The 19,664-nt window shown below is 71.0% G+C and carries 16 protein-coding genes; 10 read left to right on the plus strand and 6 right to left on the minus strand.

Translation table 11 applies throughout. The features are described from left to right. Positions 1–8: 8 nt before the first annotated feature. A complete protein-coding gene (locus ACG83_RS26105; protein WP_054568886.1) occupies positions 9–215 on the minus strand; it encodes a DUF1918 domain-containing protein in 207 nt (68 codons plus the stop codon). A 790-nt stretch (positions 216–1,005) separates the two neighbouring features. Between ACG83_RS26105 and ACG83_RS26110 the strand changes: the two genes are divergently transcribed. From ACG83_RS26110 to ACG83_RS26120, 3 genes are all read left to right on the plus strand, one after another. After that, a complete protein-coding gene (locus ACG83_RS26110; RefSeq protein WP_054568887.1) occupies positions 1,006–2,193 on the plus strand; it encodes a phosphatase PAP2 family protein in 1,188 nt (395 codons plus the stop codon). A 107-nt stretch (positions 2,194–2,300) separates the two neighbouring features. Continuing rightward, complete coding sequence (locus tag ACG83_RS26115; protein WP_235498188.1) at positions 2,301–3,491, plus strand: phosphotransferase family protein; 1,191 nt, start codon at positions 2,301–2,303, stop codon at positions 3,489–3,491. A gap of 110 nt (positions 3,492–3,601) precedes the next feature. Then, a complete protein-coding gene (locus tag ACG83_RS26120) occupies positions 3,602–5,341 on the plus strand; it encodes a C2 family cysteine protease (RefSeq protein WP_054568888.1) in 1,740 nt (579 codons plus the stop codon). 1 nt (position 5,342) lies between these two features. On the opposite strand, the gene ACG83_RS26125 is transcribed toward ACG83_RS26120, so the two are convergent. Further along, positions 5,343–6,416 (minus strand): universal stress protein, encoded by a 1,074-nt coding sequence (locus tag ACG83_RS26125; RefSeq protein ID WP_054568889.1) that lies wholly within the window; start codon positions 6,414–6,416, stop codon positions 5,343–5,345. Positions 6,417–7,420: 1,004 nt separating this feature from the next. On the opposite strand from ACG83_RS26125, the gene ACG83_RS26130 reads away from it, so the two are divergent. Together ACG83_RS26130 and ACG83_RS26135 are read left to right on the plus strand one after the other, a co-directional pair. Then, entirely contained in the window at positions 7,421–9,640 is a 2,220-nt protein-coding gene (locus ACG83_RS26130) for a hypothetical protein (RefSeq protein WP_054568890.1), read from the plus strand. A gap of 130 nt (positions 9,641–9,770) precedes the next feature. After that, positions 9,771–11,525, plus strand: a complete 1,755-nt coding sequence (locus ACG83_RS26135) for an FAD-dependent oxidoreductase (RefSeq protein ID WP_235498189.1) — start codon at positions 9,771–9,773, stop codon at positions 11,523–11,525. A 71-nt stretch (positions 11,526–11,596) separates the two neighbouring features. Here ACG83_RS26135 and ACG83_RS26140 read toward each other — a convergent pair whose 3' ends face one another. Next, complete coding sequence (locus ACG83_RS26140) at positions 11,597–12,307, minus strand: hypothetical protein (protein WP_054568891.1); 711 nt, start codon at positions 12,305–12,307, stop codon at positions 11,597–11,599. Between the two features lie 347 nt (positions 12,308–12,654). Between ACG83_RS26140 and ACG83_RS26145 the strand changes: the two genes are divergently transcribed. After that, positions 12,655–13,182 carry a peptidylprolyl isomerase gene (locus ACG83_RS26145; protein WP_054568892.1) on the plus strand — a complete coding sequence of 176 codons (528 nt, stop codon included), beginning with the start codon at positions 12,655–12,657 and terminating at the stop codon, positions 13,180–13,182. On the opposite strand, the gene ACG83_RS26150 is transcribed toward ACG83_RS26145, so the two are convergent. Further along, positions 13,160–13,600: a hypothetical protein gene (locus ACG83_RS26150; protein ID WP_152991523.1), complete on the minus strand. Its 441-nt coding sequence runs from the start codon at positions 13,598–13,600 to the stop codon at positions 13,160–13,162. The two genes, ACG83_RS26145 and ACG83_RS26150, sit on opposite strands and share 23 nt — an antisense overlap. A gap of 60 nt (positions 13,601–13,660) precedes the next feature. Here ACG83_RS26150 and ACG83_RS26155 point away from each other — a divergent pair, with 60 nt between their 5' ends. Next, positions 13,661–14,434: a rhomboid family intramembrane serine protease gene (locus ACG83_RS26155; protein ID WP_054568894.1), complete on the plus strand. Its 774-nt coding sequence runs from the start codon at positions 13,661–13,663 to the stop codon at positions 14,432–14,434. A 46-nt stretch (positions 14,435–14,480) separates the two neighbouring features. Here ACG83_RS26155 and ACG83_RS26160 read toward each other — a convergent pair whose 3' ends face one another. Beyond that, the gene (locus ACG83_RS26160) at positions 14,481–14,927 is read right to left on the minus strand and encodes a PH domain-containing protein (RefSeq protein WP_054568895.1); all 447 of its coding nucleotides are present in this window, start codon (positions 14,925–14,927) and stop codon (positions 14,481–14,483) included. Positions 14,928–15,127: 200 nt separating this feature from the next. Between ACG83_RS26160 and ACG83_RS26165 the strand changes: the two genes are divergently transcribed. Further along, entirely contained in the window at positions 15,128–17,050 is a 1,923-nt protein-coding gene (locus ACG83_RS26165; RefSeq protein WP_054568896.1) for a glycoside hydrolase family 15 protein, read from the plus strand. Positions 17,051–17,211: 161 nt separating this feature from the next. On the opposite strand, the gene ACG83_RS26170 is transcribed toward ACG83_RS26165, so the two are convergent. Next, positions 17,212–17,478: a cell division protein CrgA gene (locus ACG83_RS26170; protein WP_006538545.1), complete on the minus strand. Its 267-nt coding sequence runs from the start codon at positions 17,476–17,478 to the stop codon at positions 17,212–17,214. Between the two features lie 333 nt (positions 17,479–17,811). Between ACG83_RS26170 and ACG83_RS26175 the strand changes: the two genes are divergently transcribed. Together ACG83_RS26175 and ACG83_RS26180 are read left to right on the plus strand one after the other, a co-directional pair. Next, positions 17,812–18,831: a DUF881 domain-containing protein gene (locus ACG83_RS26175; protein ID WP_054568897.1), complete on the plus strand. Its 1,020-nt coding sequence runs from the start codon at positions 17,812–17,814 to the stop codon at positions 18,829–18,831. Between the two features lie 115 nt (positions 18,832–18,946). Next, positions 18,947–19,615, plus strand: a complete 669-nt coding sequence (locus ACG83_RS26180) for an aminodeoxychorismate/anthranilate synthase component II (RefSeq protein ID WP_054568898.1) — start codon at positions 18,947–18,949, stop codon at positions 19,613–19,615. Positions 19,616–19,664: the final 49 nt, after the last annotated feature.

Raw genomic sequence — 19,664 nt, forward strand, 5'->3', positions numbered from 1 at the left:
GCCAGCTCTCAGACGGTCACATGCTCACGTGCCGGCCGCAGCTCGATGTTCGAGTCGGCGCCAGGGAAGAAAAGGCCCTCGTGGCCGTCGTCCCAGCGGACCATGAACGGCGGCCCGCCGGCTGCCCCGCGGACCTCGATGATCACGCCGTGACGCTCGGGGTCCCCCACCGTCCGGCCGTGGACGACGAAGCGGTCGCCTACCGATGCGTACATGATGTTTCTCCCTTCGGCCTCGGTGCGCGATGCCAGCGATCGAGGTGGCACGCCCGGAGCAGCCGTCCCGCCACCATCGCCCGGCGGCTCCGCCGGTCGCGGCCTCCCGGGGTCATGGCGTCCTGGGACGTGGCACCCTGGGCCGTTCGGGCGGAGCGGTAGTTCCGGGGTAACACGGTTCGCGGCCACCGGCAGGTCGGAAGGGACGCATGCCGTAAAGGTCCGCTTCATCAATTTTGCGTGCTTCGCCGGGCGTGTGGGTTGATCGAGGGATGTTCCTGCGTCCCCGCTGCTGGCAACCCATGTGATATAGGCCACGATCGGCCCGGTTGGTGTGGGTCGTGAGAGCGACGTCTCCTGCGGCTTCGGATGGGGCGACGGTGGCTGCGCCGGGGTGCGCCTGTTGCCAGGGAAGGCGCGGAGTGGCACGTTGGCAGCCGCTGGCGACCGCGCAGGCCTTGCGCGGGGGTGACCGTTCGGTGTCGCCCGTCTGACAGAGCGACGGGACAAGCGTGCCCATGTGGTGGAAATAGCCGAGGGTTGTTCGCTGTTGGTTTATCTCACTGTCACTTCACTGCCGACCGGTGCGACATGTCGGCGAGTCACCGCGGTGACCCTGACCGGGTGATCCGCCGGGGGTGGTGACGGAGTGTCAGTACCCGGCCGTGTTGTGGGATGAGTGGGGCATCACAGGGATTCGATCCTTGCTCTGCTTACCGATCGGCCGGTAGGAACGGGAGGGTTAACAGGGCATGTCGTCGGGAGGGCGTGAGACGCGCCGGGAGGGCTCATGGTGAGCATTCCGATTCCTTCGCGTGACCAGGCACGGTCCGCGACCGGGCCGGTGGCGGTGCCGCCGCTGGCGGTGACCTTGCGGACGTCCTGGCTGCACGCCACCCGGCTGGGTCGGGCGACATCCTCGGCGCTGTTCTACGGCGGCCAGGTGCTGCTCATGGCCGCGTTGTTCATGGTCTACCGGCTCGGCCGCCAGCTCGCCGTCGGCCGGGAGCCGCAGGCGCTGGCCAACGCCCGGGACGTCTGGAGCTTCGAGCGGCTCATCGACCTGCCCGACGAATCCGCGCTGCAACGCCTCGCGCTGCACTCGACGGAGCTGCTGGAGCTCGCGAACCGCTTCTACATCGGCGTGCACTTCCCGGCCTCTGTCGCGTTCCTGCTGTGGGTCATGCTCCGGCATCGGGACGCGTGGCCGCGGGTGCGGATGGTCATCCTCGCCTCGACGGGTGCCGCGCTGGTGATCCACATGCTGTACCCGCTGGCGCCGCCGCGTTTCCTGCCGCAGGTGCTGCCGCATGTGTCGCTCGTCGACACCGGCGCGGTCTTCGGCCCGTCGCCCTACTCGGGCGGCGACAAGGTGGCGAACCAGTACGCCGCGATGCCGAGCCTGCACGTCGGCTGGTCGATCATCGTTGCGTGGGGGACGGTCACCATCCTGCGGGCCCGGGCGCGCTGGTTGATGATCCTGCATCCGGTACTGACCGTCATCGTTGTCGTGATCACGGCGAACCACTACTGGATGGATGGCGTCATCGGTGGTGGCCTGGTCGCGCTCGCGGTCTTCATGACCAGGCCGGAAGTGCAGACCCGGCTGCGCTCCGTGTCCCGCACGGCCTGGGCCGGGGTACGGTCCGGCGCTCAGGTCCCGGTGGCGGTTCGGGTGCCGGTCGTGGCCCAGGTGCCGGTCGTGGCTCAGGCGCCGGCAGGGGCAGGACAGCTGCAGGTGGGGGCCCAGTCAGGGCCGGAGGGACAGCCCGACCGGGGTGCTGCGGCGGTGGCGACGGAAGGCCCCCTCTCGGTTCCGGCCGCTCGGAACAAGCCTGGCGGAACCGAGGCGACGTCCATCGGCCTGCCCGATCAGCGAGCGCTCGTGGACGGCAGCCCGTCTGGCGACCTGAGCGGCCCGTCCCTCGACCTGGTGGAGCCGCCGGGCGCGGAGCCTGCCAGCGGGCTGGCTGGCTGACCACTCGCTCGCCGCACCCGACAATCGTCTGTCGTACAAGGGATTCTGGATTTTTCCCGGGGCCGTCCGGGCTCCCCGAACGCCAGCCTGAGCACTAGGCTCTACCGATGGCCGTGGATGATCTGGCGGGGTCACGCCCGGTGCGGGACGAGGACGCGCTCGACATACCCGCAGTGGACGACTGGTTGCGCCAGTACCTTCGGAAACAGACCGATCCAGAGACCGCCGGCGCCGCGGTGCCGGCCGCCGTTGCAGAGGGCCTCGGCACACAGGCGGGCTATGAGGCCGCGAGCGAGGTCCAGACTGTCCCGCCTGCTGGCCGTCCCGAGGTCCGGCAGTTCTCGGGCGGCGCCTCCAACCTCACCTATCTGCTTCGCTACCAGGATCGGGATCTTGTTCTGCGTCGTCCGCCGCAGGGGCGCAAGGCGACCGGCGCGCACGACATGGCACGTGAGTTCCGGGTGCAGACCCGGCTGCGGCCGGCGTTCCGTTACGTGCCCCGCATGGTCGCCTTCTGCGATGACCCGACGGTGATCGGCTCGGACTTCTACGTCATGGAGAAGGTGCCCGGCGTCATCCCCCGATCGGAGTTCCCGCGCTCGCTCACGCTGGATCCTGTCCGGACCCGCCAGCTCGCCTTCAAGGTTGTGGATCTGCTGGTCGAGCTGCACGACATCGACCCGGCCGCCCACGGGCTCTCGGACCTCGGGCGTGGCGTCGGCTACGTGGACCGGCAGATCCGCGGATGGACGCGTCGCTACCGGGATGCGCGTACGCCGAACGTCCCGTCCTACGAGGCGATCATGAGCTGGCTCGCCGAGTACGCGCCGGAGGACGTCGCCTCCTGTCTGATTCACAACGACTTCCGGCTGGACAACGTGGTCTTCGACGTGTCCCATCCGACCGCAGATGGCCTACCGCGGATCAGCGGAGTGCTGGACTGGGAGATGGCGACGATCGGCGATCCACTGATGGACCTCGGGGGCGCGCTCGCCTACTGGGTCCAGGCGGACGACGACGAGATCTACCGCCTCACCCGGCGTCAGCCCAGCCACAGCCCCGGGATGCCCACCCGGGCCGAGATAGTCGAGTACTACGGGGCGCGCCGCGGCGTCGACATCGGCCGGTGGCCCTTCTACCAGGTGTTCGGGCTGTTCCGGCTGGCGGTGATCGCGCAACAGATCTACTTCCGCTACCACCACGGACAGACCACGAACCCGGCGTTCCGTGACTACTGGAAGATGGTCTGCCACCTGGAGACCCGCTGCCTTCAGGTGATGGCGGCAGCCGGACTCTAGATCAGGGTCGGAGGCTCCGGCCCGGCCCGGGACCGGGGCGGGCAAACCGGAACTCGTTGTTGTCTCTCGCTGAACGCCCCGTCACGGTGGGCTGATGACCATCTAGCGTGATGAACGTGGCTGCTGTCGGTGAGGGAGACGTCGCGTCGCGTCGCGGCCTGGCCGCTGCCCTGCGTCGCGCGGCAGCGGAGAGCCTTCTGCTGCTTGTGCCGGTGATCGCTCTCGACAACGACAGCACCTGGCGGTCGCCCTGGCAGCGGCGGTGCCACGCCTGTATCGGTGCCTGGTGGCTGGCACTGGTCATCGGTGCCCGCCGGGCCCGGGAGCGGGCCGACGCGCTGGATTCCCGCCCGGAGCCCTTTCCTGCTGGCGTGGGGGAGCAGGCTTCCGGTGTCGCCGGTGTCGCCGCGGCTGGTGTGGCTGCAGCCGCCGGCCTGGGCGGCGGCCCGGGGGTGGCTGTCGCCGTTGATGACGCCGTCTGTTTCGAACCGGAGCGGCTCGCGGAGCTGGCTCGCCGATTACGGGTCGCCGAGCGCCAGGCGGCCCGTCTCGCCGGCGACATGGGCCCGCTGGGGCGGGCCGCCGGAGCCTGCCAGGGCCTCGATCTGGTGCGTGCCGAGGCCGGGGTCATGGCTGCGGCGATCGACCGCCGACTCGCCGCCTCCGCTGCTGCGGAGGCCTCGTCGCCCGGCTGGGGTGGGGCTGGGAGCATCCTGGTCCGGCCGCATGCGTCGCCGGCCCGGCCGCGTGCAGGGGAAGCGAGCTCCGCCGTCGCCGAGCTGGTCACGTCCATCGGCACCAACCCGTTGAAACTGGGTGTTCGTGAGCTGCGGGCCATCGCCGAGCAGCTGGCACGGCTGGAGGCGGGCGTCGCGTCGCAGGTGATCAGCGGGTTGCGGGGGCGTCCGCTCCAGGTGCTGGCCACCGCGGTGGCCCTGGCCCCTGCCCGGCTCGATCTCGGCACGCTGAGCCTTCTACCGACAGTTGTCTCGATCGCTGACGTGATCCTTCGGGTCGCGCCGTCGTCGATGCTCGGCGAGATCGTGCAGCTGTTCCCGTGGCTCGACCCGCCCCCGGGTGCCGGCTACGGGCCTTGGCACCGGGCGGGGAGCCCGGCCCGCGGCGCCGCCGCCGGGCTCGTCCTCCGCGACCACACCGGCGAGCCGGTCTGGGTCCGGGGCGCGACCCCGTCGGACGTCCGGCAGGGCCGAGTGGGTGACTGCTACCTGCTCGCCGCTCTCATCGGCATCGTTCGCGCGGATCCAGGGCTCCTGCGCCGCAATCTTCGCGAGAACCCGAACGGCACGGTCACCGTCACCTTTCCGGGCGGGGCGGGCTCAACCCCGGGCCCAATCGCGGTGACGATCACCAGGAGCCTGCCCGAGGAGGCGGAGACCCGGCGGGAGATCGGCGCGGGTGCGGAGAACGCCGACGGTGATCCGGAGCTGTGGGTCGCCCTGTACGAGAAGGCGTACGCGCGGCTGGCCGGAAGCTACGCGGGCACCGACGGCGGTGATCCGGCGGTCGCGATGCGACAGCTGACCGGAGTGGAGCCGGATCGGGTCGATCCAGACCAGGTCTCGGTCGAGGGCATAGCCGCCAGGCTTGCGGCAGGTGACGTGGTGACCCTGTCGACCCGCGCTCGTCCGACCGGCTCGTCGGGTCTTGTCCCTGGGCACGCCTACGCGATCCTCGCCGCGGACCCTCCCACGGGGCGGGTCCTCGTCCGGAGCCCGTGGGATCAGACCGCCTCCGACGACCGGCTGGTCTGGCGCCAGTGGGCGAGCCTGCGCCCGGACGTCCGAACAGTCCAGCTCGGCGCGACCGGCCGCGGGCAGGCCGGCGGGTAGGTCAGACGTCCCGGACGATGGCGACCGGCGCGGCCGAGTGCAGCATCGTCTGATGGCTGACCGAGCCCAGGAGGAGCTCGGCGAACCCGCCCTTGCCACGTGCCCCGACGACCAGCAGATCGGCGTCCCGGCTCGCATCAAGCAGGGCTCGAGTCGCGGAGGCCGCCACCAGCAGCTTGTGAACGTCGATCTCCCGTACCTTCCGCGTGTCCGTGGTCTCGCTGGTGCCGAGGGCTGCCTCGATCGATTCGTCCAGTACATGCCGAGCCTGATCCTCGAGCGCCGGCAGGATCTCGGCCGAGCTCTCGGCGAACGGAAGCGGGATCGCCGCGAGCCAGGCGTGCACGACATGCAGCGGTGCGCCGCGCAGCGCTGCCTCGCTCGCCGCCCAACGCAGTGCCGCGAGAGAGTTCGGCGAGCCGTCGACCCCGACGACCACCGGGTGCACTGCGTCCGCCTCGGTCTCGGATGCTGAGCCGGCGGGCGCTGGGCCGGCGGGTCCGGTGGGCCCGCTGTCGGAGGAGTCAGCGCGGCCCGCTTCGGCGTCATCCGACGGCCGGCGTGTGCGGGCGACGACGACAGGCACCGGTGAGTGCACGGCGACGGAGGCGCTCACCGACCCGATCCGGAGGCGATGAAGCAGCCCACGGCCTCGCGTACCGACAACGATCATCGCGGCGTCCCGGCCGGAGGTGAGCAGCGCCTCGGTGCCCGAAGCGTCGACGACCTCCTCGACGATGTCGAGTCCCGTCGGGATCGGCACGGCGTCGAGTTCCTCATGCAGGATCTGGCTGGCGGCCCAGGCCAGCGCCTCCTTGTCATGCGGGCCGGCGACTGCCTCGGCAGAGCGGCGAACCGTGGGTGGCTGCTCCCCGGCGCATGACCCGAGAACCGCGCGGATCCGCGCGCCCCGCCGGACGGCCTCGTCGATCGCCCACCGCAGCGCGGACTCGGATCCCGGTGAACCGTCGATCCCGACGACGATGTCGGTCTTGGCGGTACCGCTGGAAGCGCTGCTGTCACGGGTGGAGGCGACGCCGCCGACGCGCCGGCTGCTTCGGATGTCGTCGGTCATGGAGCTCCCTCCCGCGATGACATGACGGGGGCCGGCACACAGGGCTGACCCCGAGCCGGCACGGTCCCTGTGGCGGACCTACCCGGCCTGCCTGAGTGGAACCTGCGGGCGATGCTGCGCTCTGGCCGCTCTGGCCGGTGGCTGTGGCCAGTGACGCTTCGGCCTGGGCGCAGCAACCGGGCCGAGCGTCAATCGGTTGTCGCTTTTGTGGTGAGTGGCACCACGGGTGTGTGTCGATGATTGCGTATTTAGATCTTCATCGTTGTGTTACGTGTGTACTCTCGAGTGGCGATTATCGGAGAAAACCGCCTCGGATCAGGCGTACCGCCGCCGGGCGTGTGCGGCCGTGCGCGCTCCGCTTTGTGATCTCTCTGTGTCCGCGCGCACTGCGCGTTCCGCACCGGTGTGCTGCGCGGGAGTCATCCGGGGTGCAGCTTTCCGGGCCATCCGCGTCCATTGGGATGCCGGCGGCTGTGTGCTCATTGTGTACTTCCAGTTGCCTTCTCAGGCTGCCGGCCCGGCATTTTGGCGCGCTGGCATCGTGGCTGGCCGTGAGCGTGATGAACAGACTGTGTTCCCCGTGTGGGCGGGGGGTGACTGCGGCCGGCGTGTCCCGTGGTGCGGCGGAGTAGCGTGCGGGTCCGGCCGAGGGCCCGCGTATCGTTGTCTCTTCCCTCGGGGCTGACTGAGAAGCCCCGGCTGGTTACGGATGACAATGCTGCATTCGACGAGACCCGCTCTCGGGTGATGGTGTTGCGTGCCCGGAGTCATACGCACGCGACAGTCAATTGCTCGAAAATTCGATCGGACAACGGTGAGACCTCAGAACAACGCGATCTAGCCGCCATGGAGGCCCTCCGCGACTGATAGCAAAGACCATCGAACGCGCCGACCGGCAGTCGTCGCTGCGTGACCACCCGGTCGCGGGCACGGGAGTTGGCGGGGCATCAGTGCCCCGCGCACCAGGCGACCACAGGCCACCAGGAAGGAGGGAAGGAGGAACCGTGGAATCCGACGCCACGACCCAGTTGCTCATTCCCGGCGCGCTGGTGATGGTCTGCACTCCTGACCGAGGAGTACCCGTCGCGGACGTGGAGGCCTGGGAAAAGGCCGTCCTCAACGCCAACTCGGGCGTGACACCGGCGATGCGGCTCGTCGCCACCTTGGTCGCCAACCTTGCCAGCCCGGCGGGTCCGCCTGCGCCCAGCGGGTCCTACATCGCGTCGCCAGGCCTGCCGGACCTGTGCGGGATGACCAACTTCAGCCGCACCCACTCCCAGCGCCAGCTGTCGGCCCTGCGTGCCAAGGGCTGGCTGGTGACGATCATCCGTCCTGCGGCGGGCCGGCCTGCACGGTACCTGCTGAGCGTTCCGAGCACGGTCGCGCAGGCAGGGGAGATCGCCCTCGCCGGTCCGGTTGTCGGATCCGGTTCGGGTGCCGACCTCCGCGCGGCTGGCGAGCCCGGTCCGGCTGAGGGCCTCGCGGATCCCGGCCGGGCGGAGTCGCCCACGCCGTCGGGTCAGGCTGCGGCGTCGCCTCGGCCTTCGATCCAGGCTGCGCCGCCCCTGGAAGATGACTTCCCCACGGGCACGGCGGCCGAGCGGCCGGCGCTGCTACGGCGTCGCAAGCGTGCGACGTACAGTTCGGCCGGCCGTGGGGTCGTCCGGGTCCGTCGCAAGCCGCGAAACCTCGAGCCGGCGGCTGTGACGGACCCGCGTGCGGCGGCCATGCAGTCGCCCGCCGCCATGGGGCGTGGTGCTGCCGCTCCCACCGGTTCGGCGGCGGGGCCCGAGACCAACTACGACGAGCGCGCCGCCGCTGTCGGCGAGACCGCCTACGTGCCCTTCGGCTCGGCGGGCTCCACTGTGGTCCCGGCGCCGGGGAGCCAGCCCGGGCCTGCTGCGGCCGGGCACCTGCACGCGGTCTCCGGCTCGGCCGGCCTGACCGGCTATGCGGCGTCGACCGGCGGTTCGCCGGTCGTGGGGGACACGACGCCGGCGGTCACGGCCGGCGGTTCGTCGGCCGGCGCGGTGACGTTCGGCGCGGGAGCAGACACCGAGCCACGAACCAATGCTGGTTCGCCGCTCGCCGGTCCGACGTCGCTGTTGGCCGACGTGCCGCGAGCGGCGGAGACCCAGCGAGCCGAAGACGGCGGCAGTGCAGCGCTGGTATCCGGCCCGGTGGCACTCGGGTCGTCGATCGAGTCGGGCGGGCAGCCGCCCGGGTCGGCAGGCAGGCTGGAACCGGACCCCGAGCCGACCCCCGGGGAGCCGACTCCCGCGCCCGAGCCGGAGACCGATCGCGAGCCGGAGACCGATCGCGAGCCGGAGGCCGAGGCTGATTGCGAGCCCGAGCCCGAGCCCGAGCCCGAACCCGAACCGGATCCCGCCATGGAGGAGATCCGTACAGCCACCCGCCAGGTGATCGACATCCTCGCGAACATGCTGCGCTGCCCGGCCGAGGACTTCGCCGAGCTGCACAAGAAGGTGTTCGACGTGCTCTGCGAGAGCAACTGGGCGCCGGTCGAGCTGGCCACCCATCTGGTGAACTTCGTCGCCAACGGTGTCTGGGTGAACGACGGCGGGGTTGTGGACAACATTCGGTGGCGTATGGACCGCCTGCCGCTGGGCGTGACCGAATGCAGTTGCAAGTCGTGCCTCGGCTGGCGAGCCATGCCGGACCGGCCATCGAAGCCGAAGTCGTCCGCTCGGCCCGCGCCACGTTCAGCAGGTGCGTCCGCGGCGGGTGGAAGCGGAAGTGGTACGGGCTCACCGCCTGGTCCGGTGCGAGCGGTCACGACCTCGGCGACCACCAGGCCGGCGGCGGCGTCCGCCGGCAGCCCGGCCGGAGGCTCTCCCGGCTCCGCCGCACCGCCTCGGCGGCCCTCGGCCCAGGGCGGCCAGGCGGGCACACGCAGGACGGGTGCGCGGGGCTCGGGTGCCCCACCCGTGTCGACGTCGGTGAACTCCAGCGCCCCCGCGGATCCGCTTCCGTTACCGACGCCGCAGGCGTTGCCGCCGCCGCCGGATCTGGCGGCGATCGTGGCCGCGGCGGAGGCCGGGGCGCAGGAAGCGCTGGAAAAACAGCAGGCACAGGAGCAGCGCGAGCAGCAGGAGCAACAGCAGGCGCAGGAGAAGTGGGAGGTAGCGGAGCGGCAGGAACAACCGGCGCTCGATCTTGAGTCGGCGATGGAGCCGCTGGAGGACCCCGCTCAGGAACCCTGAGCGGATGGCTGTCGAGGCCGGCGGTCCCCATGACGTCGCGCAGCTGAGGGCGGCGCGGCGCTGAGGGCGGCGCGGGCCTCCTCGGCGGGTTCCCAGCGACGTTCAGCACTCCGGCGGCATGATGGGGCACATGGGCGGTGACGGGACCGAACGTGCAGGGGCGGCCGTCGAGGGGCCGGGCGGCGTCCCGGATTCGGCTGACTGCGATGTCCTGGTGATCGGCAGCGGCTTCGGGGGCAGCGTCGCCGCACTTCGGCTCGCGGAAAAGGGCTACCAGGTCACCGTGGTCGAGGCCGGTCAGCGGTTCAGCCCCGCGACCCTGCCGAAGACGAGCTGGGACCTCCGTAGCTACCTGTGGATGCCCCGGCTCGGATGCCGCGGCATCCAGCGGATCACCCTGCTCGGCAAGGTGCTGGTGCTGTCCGGGGCGGCTGTCGGCGGCGGTTCCGTCGTCTACGCGAACACGCTCTACCGCCCGCTGGAGGCCTTCTACCGCGATCCACAGTGGGCCGACGTCACTGACTGGCGGTCAGAGCTCGCGCCGTTCTACGACCAGGCCGAGCGGATGCTCGGTGCCACCCGGAACCCGTCGACGACCCTGGCGGACGAGGTGTTCCAGGCGGTCGCGGGTGATCTGGGCGTCGCGGACACCTTCCGTCTGACCGACGTCGGTGTGTTCTTCGGGCGAGATGGCCGGCGTGAGCCGGGGGTGACAGTCCCCGATCCCTACTTCGGTGGCGCCGGGCCCAGCCGCACAGGCTGCGTCGAGTGCGGCGAGTGCATGACCGGGTGCCGCCGCGGCGCCAAGAACACCTTGGACCACAACTACCTGTACCTGGCCGAGCGTCTCGGCGCTCGGATCGTGCCCGACACCACCGTGCGCGCTGTTCGTCCGGACGGCCACGGTGGCTACGAGATCGAGGCCGTGCGCACCGGCGGCGGTCGTCGCCGCCGGGACGACGTCCGCCGATTCAGAGCGCGGCAGGTGGTGTTCGCCGCCGGCGCCCTGGGTACCCAACGCCTGCTGCTGGCCATGCGGGACGAGGGGCAACTGCCTGCGCTCTCCGCGCGGCTGGGCTATCTGACCAGGACGAACTCCGAGGCGATCCTGGGCGCGAGCAAGATGCGGCCGGACAGCCGGATTCCCCGCGGTGTCGCGATCACCTCGTCCTTCTATCCCAACGATCACACTCATGTGGAGCCGGTGCGCTACGGCCGGGGCAGCAACCTCATGGCGCTGCTGTCCACCGCCATGACCGACGGCGGTGGGCGGACGCCCCGCTGGGTGAAGTTCCTGCTGACCGTGGCCCGCCGCCCCCAGCGGCTCCTGCTCACCCTGCCCTGGCGCTGGTCGGAGCGAACCATGATCGCTCTCGTCATGCAGTCCCGGGACAACTCGTTGACGGTCCGCCGGCGCCGTGGTCCGTTCGGGATCTCATGGCTGACCAGCCGGCCGGGGCACGGCGAGCCGAGCCCGACCTGGATTCCGGAGGGCAACCGCGCCACCCGGCTGGTCGCTGAGCGGATGGGCGGCCAGCCCGGCACCGCGATCACCGAGCTCGCGGACATCCCCATCACCGCGCACATTCTCGGCGGCGCGGTACTTTCCACCGATCCCTCGCGTGGCGTGGTCGATCCGTATCATCGAGTGTTCGGCTATCCGGGCCTGCACGTGGTGGACGGTGCCGCGGTGCCGGCGAACCTGGGGGTCAACCCGTCCCTGACCATCACGGCCATGGCCGAGCGGGCCGTGGCCTGCTGGCCGAACCGGGGCGAACCCGACCCGCGCCCGGAGCTGGGCGCACCATATCGGCGGATCGCCCCGGTCGCACCGGCCCACCCGGCTGTCCCGGCGGGCGCGCCAGGACGCTACGACGTCGGGTGATCAGCGAGCTTTTTCCATCGTCGACTCGGGACCTGCGGCTTCTGTGCCGTTGACCGTGAGATGGAAAAGGCTCAGACGCGGCGGCCGGCTTCGGTCATCGCGTCCACACCCGGCATCTCCTCCAGCCCGGAGGTCGCCTCCGGCCCGACCCCGTCCGTGATGTTGCTGCGCACCGGCGGAACGGGCTCGGCGGTGATCGTCGCCTCGTCGCCGGACGAAAGGTAGCGGCGCGCCGCGACAGCGGCGACCGCACCCCCGGCGAGCAGGAACAGGGCGACGAACTCGCGCCGCCGCCGCCGGTGCACCCGCGCGAGCCGTGCCTCCGCCTTCTCCAGCCGCTTCTCGAGCAGCTCCTGCGCACGGTCGGCCCGCTCGCGGGCCTTCGACTCCGAGCGGATCGCGCGTCGTGAGCGCGACTTCTCGAGCCGCAGCTCGGTGGCCATCCGGGCGCGCTCCGCGGAGATCTCCGCGCTGGTACGTGCCTTCTCGATGCGCCGCGAGGTCCGCCCCGAGACGTCGGAGGCCTTGCCGGCCGCGAGCCCCGCCGCCTTGCTGGCCGCGGCGCCGCCGGTGGAGGAGACGTCGGTGACCCGGTGCGCGAGGGTGCTGCCCACACCGCGTGTCGCATGCGCCGCGGAACCGGCCGTACTGCCTGCCTTGTAAGCGGCCTTCGTCGCGGCGACACCGGCGCGGTCGGCCACGGTGCGCGCGGCGCCCGGGAGCCCGCTCACCGGCGCACTGTCCGTCACGTGCGCCAGTCTGTCCTTGAGTGTTGTGCTCATGGGTTCCCTTCCGCTGACTGCGTCGTCTGACTGCGTCGTCGGGTGTCGCGATCGGAGGTGAGGGCGTGCGCGTGGTGGGAGCCCCACCGGGTGAAGCGCTCCGTCAAGATCTGTGCAGTCTCCCGTACCCCGTGCGCCGGCTCTTACAACCGCGGCGGCCCACCGTGCCGTGTCACCTACGCTTGCGACACATGCCCGGTGCTGTCCCCGGTGGACCCGTCGGGCGGATGGTGCCTCACTGCCCGGAGCTGGCACGCCACGTGCCCGATGCGGCTCGGTGGGGCGGCATACGATCGGGCGAGACAAGCGGTACGTGATGAAAGACGAAGACGGAGAGAAGGCAGGCCATGGCCGAGGAGCTGTACGCGACGCTGCGCACGACTCAGGGCGACATCGAGATCAGGTTGTTCCCCGATCACGCGCCGAAGACGGTCAAGAACTTCGTCGGGCTCGCCACCGGAAGCCGGGAGTGGACCGACCCGAACACCGGTGAGAAGAAGAACGGAGTTTCGCTGTACAGCGGGACCATCTTCCACCGCGTGATCCCGAACTTCATGATCCAGGGTGGGGATCCGCTGGGCAGCGGCCGTGGCGGCCCCGGCTACAAGTTCGCGGACGAGTTCCACCCCGACCTGCAGTTCAACAAGCCCTACCTGCTCGCGATGGCGAACGCGGGGCCCGGCACCAACGGCTCCCAGTTCTTCATCACGACGGCTGCCACCGACTGGCTGAACCGCAAGCACACGATCTTCGGCGAGGTCACCCGGGGCACCGAGGTCGTCGACGCGATCGGCAAGGTGGAGACGGGCGCGCAGGACCGTCCGAAGACGGACGTCGTGATCCAGGAGATCGTCATCGACCGTCGGTCCGTCTGAGGGTCCGGCCGTGACCGAACCGTCGGCGGGTGACGGCGGCCGTGCCCCGGCCGGCCCGCGGGATGTGACTCCGTCGCCGCCCGGCGGTGGCGGTGTCGAGTCGGGCCCGGTCACGGCGGGATCCTCCGGGGAGGTCTCGCCCGGCGCTGTTCCCGCGCCTGATCAGCCGGGTCGGTGGGGTGGGCCCATCCCGCCCGGGGGCGCCGTTCTGCCTGGCCAGCCGACTCCGTCGAACGAGCCCGGTCAGCCCGGTCAGCCCGGTCAGCCCGGTCTGTCCGGTCAGCCCGGGCCCTGGGGCCAGCCCGGCCCTGCGGGCCAACCTGGTCAGCCCGGCTCCTGGAGCCAGCCCGGTCAGTCCGGTCAGCCGGGTCAGGCTGGTCAGCCCGGCTCCTTGGAGCAGCCGCACTGCTACCGGCATCCGGAGCGCGAAACGTACGTCTCCTGCCAGCGATGCGGGCGACCGATCTGCCCGGACTGCATGCGGCCGGCGGCCGTCGGCTTTCACTGCCCGGAGGAATCCGGCGGCTCCGGGCGCGCTGGCACGGCTCGGTCCGGCAGCCGGAGCAGGCCGGGTTTCGGGAGCCGGGTCGGGCGGGGCCGGCAGGGGCTGGTCACCCAGGTGCTCATGGGCCTGTGCGCGGTCGCCTACGTCCTGCAGGGCCTGCCCGGGCTCGACCGGAGCGGGAACAACCTCAACCAGTTCAGCCAGGACTTCCTGCTCAGCGGCGTCGACATCGCCTTCTACGACCAGTACTACCGGATTGTCACGGCCGCCTTCCTGCACGGGAACTTCCTGCACATCCTGGTGAACCTGTACGCGCTGTTCATCATGGGTCACCAGCTGGAAGCGGTCGTCGGGCGACTTCGGCTGATCGGGCTGTTTCTCGCCGGCGCGGTCGGGGGGAACGTCCTGAGCTATGTCGTGAACGGCCTGGAGACGAGCTCGCTCGGCGCATCGACCGCGATCTTCGGTTTCTTCGGCGCGTTCTATGTGATCGCCCGCCGGATGCGGGCTGACACCACCCAGATCCTGATCCTGATCGTGCTGAACTTCGCGATCACGTTCTCGCTCAGCAGCATCGACCGCTGGGGCCACATCGGTGGGCTGGTGGCCGGGACCATCGTCGGCGCGATCTACGCCTACCTGCCGGCGCGCCGCGGGGGCGCCCAGGCGGCCGCGGTGCTGACACTCATCGGTGTTCTCTTCGTGGCGGCGGTCGTGAAGACGTCCTCGCTGGGGCTGCCGGTCTAGGGCACTCGCCGCGTGCGCCCGGGACGCTCGCCGCGCGCGGTGGAGGTCAGCCGAGGCGCGCGCGGTGCTCCTCGATGATGGTCGCGATCGGCGTGGGGTCCGTGCCGAGCTGGCGGCGGCTGAGGAACACCGGGCCGTCAAGTGTCTCGATCTCCAGCGTGCGCACGTGCACGAGGCGCCGGCCGTGACTCAGGGCCGACGCGTGCACACCGGTGATCGCCGCCCAGGGCAGGTGCCGCCGGCGTAGCCCGTCCACGAGGTCGAGGCCGCCGGACGTCAGCCGCAGCGCCGGCCGCGCCACCGCGTCGCGCACGGCCAGGCCCACCAGGCCCAGGCCTACCAGGCCGACGAGCAGGCGCCCCGCGTTGTCCAGCGACGCGACCCGCCAGGCGAGGTCGGCCACCGCCGCCACGACGAGCAGCACGAGGCCTCCCACGGCGTACCCGGCGCAGCGCAGCAGGGGAGGGGACCAGGACAGCTCGGCCGGCGTCATCGGTCGCTCCCTTCGCCGGTGCCCTTCGCTCAGCGTCCTTCGCTCAGGGTGCCCGGTGACGGTGTCAGTTTGCCGACGTCCCGGCACGTGCGCTTGCGCCGCATGACGCCGTGATTACCATTCGCGTTCTTAGCCTTACTGAAAGTTGCGGCCGTTTTGCGACGGTCGTTCCGGGTGTCCGGACCGGTGAAGGGGGAACGGTGGCGAAGATACCGATGCGACGAGGTGGGGGCAGTCCCTTCCCGCCGATCGCCGAGTACGGGTTCCTCTCCGACTGCGAGTCGAACTGCCTGGTGGCCCCGAGCGGCAACGTCGAGTGGATGTGCGTGCCCAGACCGGACGCGCCGAGCATGTTCGGTGCCGTGCTGGACCGTGCCGCGGGCGGTTTTCGCTTCGGTCCGGATCGGACGTTCATCCCGGCCGGGCGGCGGTACCTGCCGGGCACCAACGTCCTGGAGACCACATGGCAGACACCGACGGGCTGGCTCATCGTCACGGACTGCCTGGTGGTCGATCGGTGGCATCGAACCCACCGGCGCTCCAAGACGCACCGCCGCACACCGGGTGACTGGGACGCCGCCCACGTCCTGCTGCGGCTGGCCCGCTGCGAGCACGGAGAGGTCGATCTGAGCCTCGTCTGCGAACCCAACTTCGACTACGGCAGAAGCCCCGAGTCATGGCGCTACGAAGGAAATGACTACTCCACAGGGGTCATCTCCCACGCCGGTTCGGACCCCGATCCGTCCTCGCTGCTCTCCCTGCGGCTGCGCACCGACCTGCGGCTGGGCTTCGACGGCCGGCGGGCCCTGGCCAGGACGACCCTGCGGGAGGGGGACACCGCCTTCGTCGCGCTGACCTGGCGCGCGGAGGACCCGATGCTGCCCGACAGCTACCAGCAGGCCTGCGCGGCCGTCGAGCGCACCACCGAGTTCTGGCGGCAGTGGCTCTCGCGCGGGACGTTCCCGGACCACCCGTGGCGCCAGCACCTGCAGCGCAGCGCCCTGGCGCTCAAGGGCCTCACCTACGCCCCCACCGGCGCGCTGCTCGCCGCCGCGACGACGTCGCTGCCGGAGACCCCGCAGGGGGAACGGAACTGGGACTACCGGTACAGCTGGATCCGGGACTCGACGTTCGCGCTTTGGGGTCTCTACACCCTCGGCCTCGACTCCGAGGCCAACGACTTCTTCTCCTTCATCGCGGACGTCGCCGAGAACGCCGACGACATCCAGGTGATGTACCGGGTGGGTGGGGAGCCCCGGATCGACGAGGAGATCCTCGGACATCTGTCCGGGTATGACGGTGCCACGCCCGTCCGGATCGGCAACGAGGCGGCGAAGCAGCGCCAGCACGACGTGTGGGGTGTCATCCTCGATTCGGTCTACCTGCACACACGTTCGCGGGACTACCTGTCGGAGCGGCTGTGGCCGGTGCTCGTCCGGCTGGTCGAGGCTGCCGCGGAGCACTGGCGGGAGCCCGATCGGGGCATGTGGGAGGTCCGCGGCAAGCCGCAGCACTTCACCGTGTCCAAGATGCTGTGCTGGGTGGCATTGGACCGTGGGCGGCGCCTCGCCCAGATGCGCGGTGACTACACCACCGCCGAGCGCTGGAGCGAGATCGCCGCGGAGATCCACGCGGACGTGCTGGCCAAGGGCGTCGACGACCGCGGTGTGTTCACCCAGTACTACGGTTCGGCCGCGCTGGACGCCTCCGTGCTGCTGATGCCCCTGCTTGGCTTCCTGCCGCCGACGGACGACCGGGTCAAGGCGACCGTGCTCGCCATCGCGGACGAGCTGACCGTCGACGGCCTGGTGCTGCGCTACCGGACGGACCAGACCGACGACGGCGTCGCAGGCGAGGAAGGCGCGTTCCTCATCTGCTCGTTCTGGTTGGTCTCGGCCCTGGTGGAGATCGGCGAGGTGACCCGGGCCCGCCAGCTCTGCGAACGGCTGCTGAGCCTGGCGAGCCCGCTGGATCTCTACGCCGAGGAGATCGACCCGGCCGACGGCCGGCACCTGGGAAACTTCCCGCAGGCCTTCACCCACCTGGCGTTGATCAACGCTGTCATGTATGTGATCAGGGCGGAGGACGGCGATTCGTACACACGGCCGTCCTCCGCCGGCTGACCATCAGCAGCTCCGGACGCAGCGGGTCCGGGCACCGGGAGGGGCCGGCACATCGGGCATAAGGGCTCGAGGCACTGGATATCCACATTGTGGACAACGGTTGTGGACGAACAACACGCGTGGAAGTCACACCGTTGGCACAGCGGGCAGTCGTCGGGTGGTCAGCGCCACTGGGTCGACACGGCGAGGCCGATGACCACGAACCCGAACCCGATGAGGATGTTCCAGCCGCCGAGGCTCTCCATCCCCAGCACGCCGCCGTTGGAGAAGTAGTAGACGAGCAGGTAGGCGATCCCGATCAGGAAGAACGCCAGAATCATCGCGCCGAACCAGGGCGGCGACGGCGGCTTGCGCTTGGGCGCGCGGGTACTGCCCCCGGGGGCAGTCGCCGTCGACTTCTTCGGCTTCCGGGATCGGGATTCGGGCACTGCGAGCTCCTCGTGACCAGGTTCACACGGCGCGCCGACCGGGTCGCTTGGTCGACGTCATCTCCGAAGTTCGTCACCAGGGTAGACAGGGTGACCGTGCGGAAGCTGTGGGCACGGCCGACATGTCTGCGCCAGATGTCATGATGCCGCCGCCGTAGCCCGGCAGGCCCTGGCACTGCAGCATCCAGCGCCATGCCCGGCGTGGTCCTGCCGGTGTGCGAGGTGTGGCACGCGGCGTAACCTGCGGCGGGGAATCGCGGTGGTTGACGTCCTGCCAGCTGCGGCCGGTTCCCGGCGGCGCCACACAGAAAGGCCCGAAACGCGACGGACGACATGACAGGCGGCGCGGACGAGAGCGGCGGCGTGGACGAGAGCAGTAGCCCGGGGGAGGCCAGCAGCTCGGGCGAGAGTGACAGCTCGGGCGAGCACGGCGACCCGGGCGAGCACGGCGACCCGGATGAGAGCAGAGACCCGGATGAGAGCGGCGGCGGGGGTGAGAGCGGCAGCTCAGGCCAGCGCGGTGGGAACGCGCGCGCCGTGGCCGGGTGGCGGGTCCTGGCGGCGGCGCTGGTCGCCGTCGTGGTCGCCGTCGTGGTCGCGGAGGCGGTCAGCGCGCCCCGGAGCGGCCGGCCCGGGGGAACGGGGGTGCTGAACGCCGCGGGTTTCGTGGCGGCGGAGCGCCGTCGCCTGGACGAGGAGTCCGAACGGGTCCGGGCCGACCGGGAGGCGCTGGAGTCCGCGCCGGGGTCGCCAGCGTCGGCGCCGTCCGAGCCGGCACCGACGCGGTCCCCGGCGCCGGTCGGGGGCCAGCCGGAGCCCTCCGTCACCGTCCCTGCTCCCGTCCCCGGTACCGCCCCGGCCGCGCCGGTGGACCCGCTGCTTCGGCGCGCGGATCTCGCGGCGCAGGTCGGTCTCACGGCCGTGCGCGGGCCGGCGGTGACCGTGGAGCTGGACGACGCGCCGCGGGAGAGCCGAGGCGGGCCGCTGCCCGCCGGTGTTCCCTCCCCCGGCCCGAACGATCTCGTCGTGCATCAGCAGGACGTCCAGGCCGTGGTGAACGCGCTGTGGTCGGGCGGTGCGGAGGCGATGGCCATCATGGGCCAGCGGGTGACCCCCCGGACGGCGGTGCGCTGCGTGGGGAACACCCTCCTGCTGGAGGACCAGGTCTATTCACCCCCGTTCCGCATCAGCGCGATCGGTGATCCGGGCGCCCTGCGGAACGTGCTGGACACGGATCCGGGGGTGGCGCTCTACCGGGACTACGTAGCTGCCTACGGCCTGGGCTACCGCGTCACCTCCGAGGCGGATCTGGTGCTGCCCGCGTACACCGGCGGATCGCTGACCGGACCCTGAGCCGCCGGCGGGGGCTGGACGCGCCGAGCGTGCGGCAGGATGGATCCAGCACCTGCCGGCTGGCGGCGCGGTGCGATGCGATGTCTTGCGCGGTGCGGTGCCTGTGGGAGGTCCGATGCGGATCCTGGTCGTCGACAACTACGACTCGTTCGTGTTCAACCTGGTCCAGTACCTGGGCCAGCTGGAGACGGAGTGCGTGGTGCGCCGCAACGACGAGATCGACCCGGCCGCCCTCGACGGGCTGGACGGCCTCGACGGGCTCGGTATCGACGGCGTGCTCCTCTCCCCGGGCCCGGGGACACCCGAGGCGGCCGGGGTCAGCATCCCGATGGTGCGCGCCTGTGCCGAGCGTCGCCTTCCGCTGCTCGGCGTCTGCCTGGGGCACCAGGCGCTCGCGGTGGCCTACGGCGCCACGGTCGACCGGGCGCCGGAGCTGCTGCACGGCAAGACCTCGGTGGTACATCACGAGCAGGTCGGTGTGCTGGCGGACCTGCCCTCGCCGTTCACCGCGACGCGCTACCACTCGCTGGCGGTGGAGGAGCACACCCTGCCCGCGCAGATCCAGGTGACGGCGCGCACCGAAAGCGGCGTGGTCATGGCCATGCGGCACCGCGAGCTGCCGCTGGAAGGCGTCCAGTTCCATCCCGAGTCGGTGCTGACCCAGGGCGGTCATCTCATGCTCGCCCGCTGGCTGGAGACCTGCGGTGACGGCGGGGCGGCCCGGCGGCTCGCCCCGGCCCTTTCGGCGGAGGTCGAGACGCTGCGTCTGGCCGCCTTCGCCTGAGAACGGCCGAGCCGGCGGCGGTGGCCGCCGCCGGCTCGGATCAGGTCAG

Source organism: Frankia sp. R43, from assembly GCF_001306465.1.
GTDB lineage: Bacteria > Actinomycetota > Actinomycetes > Frankiales > Frankiaceae > Parafrankia > Parafrankia irregularis.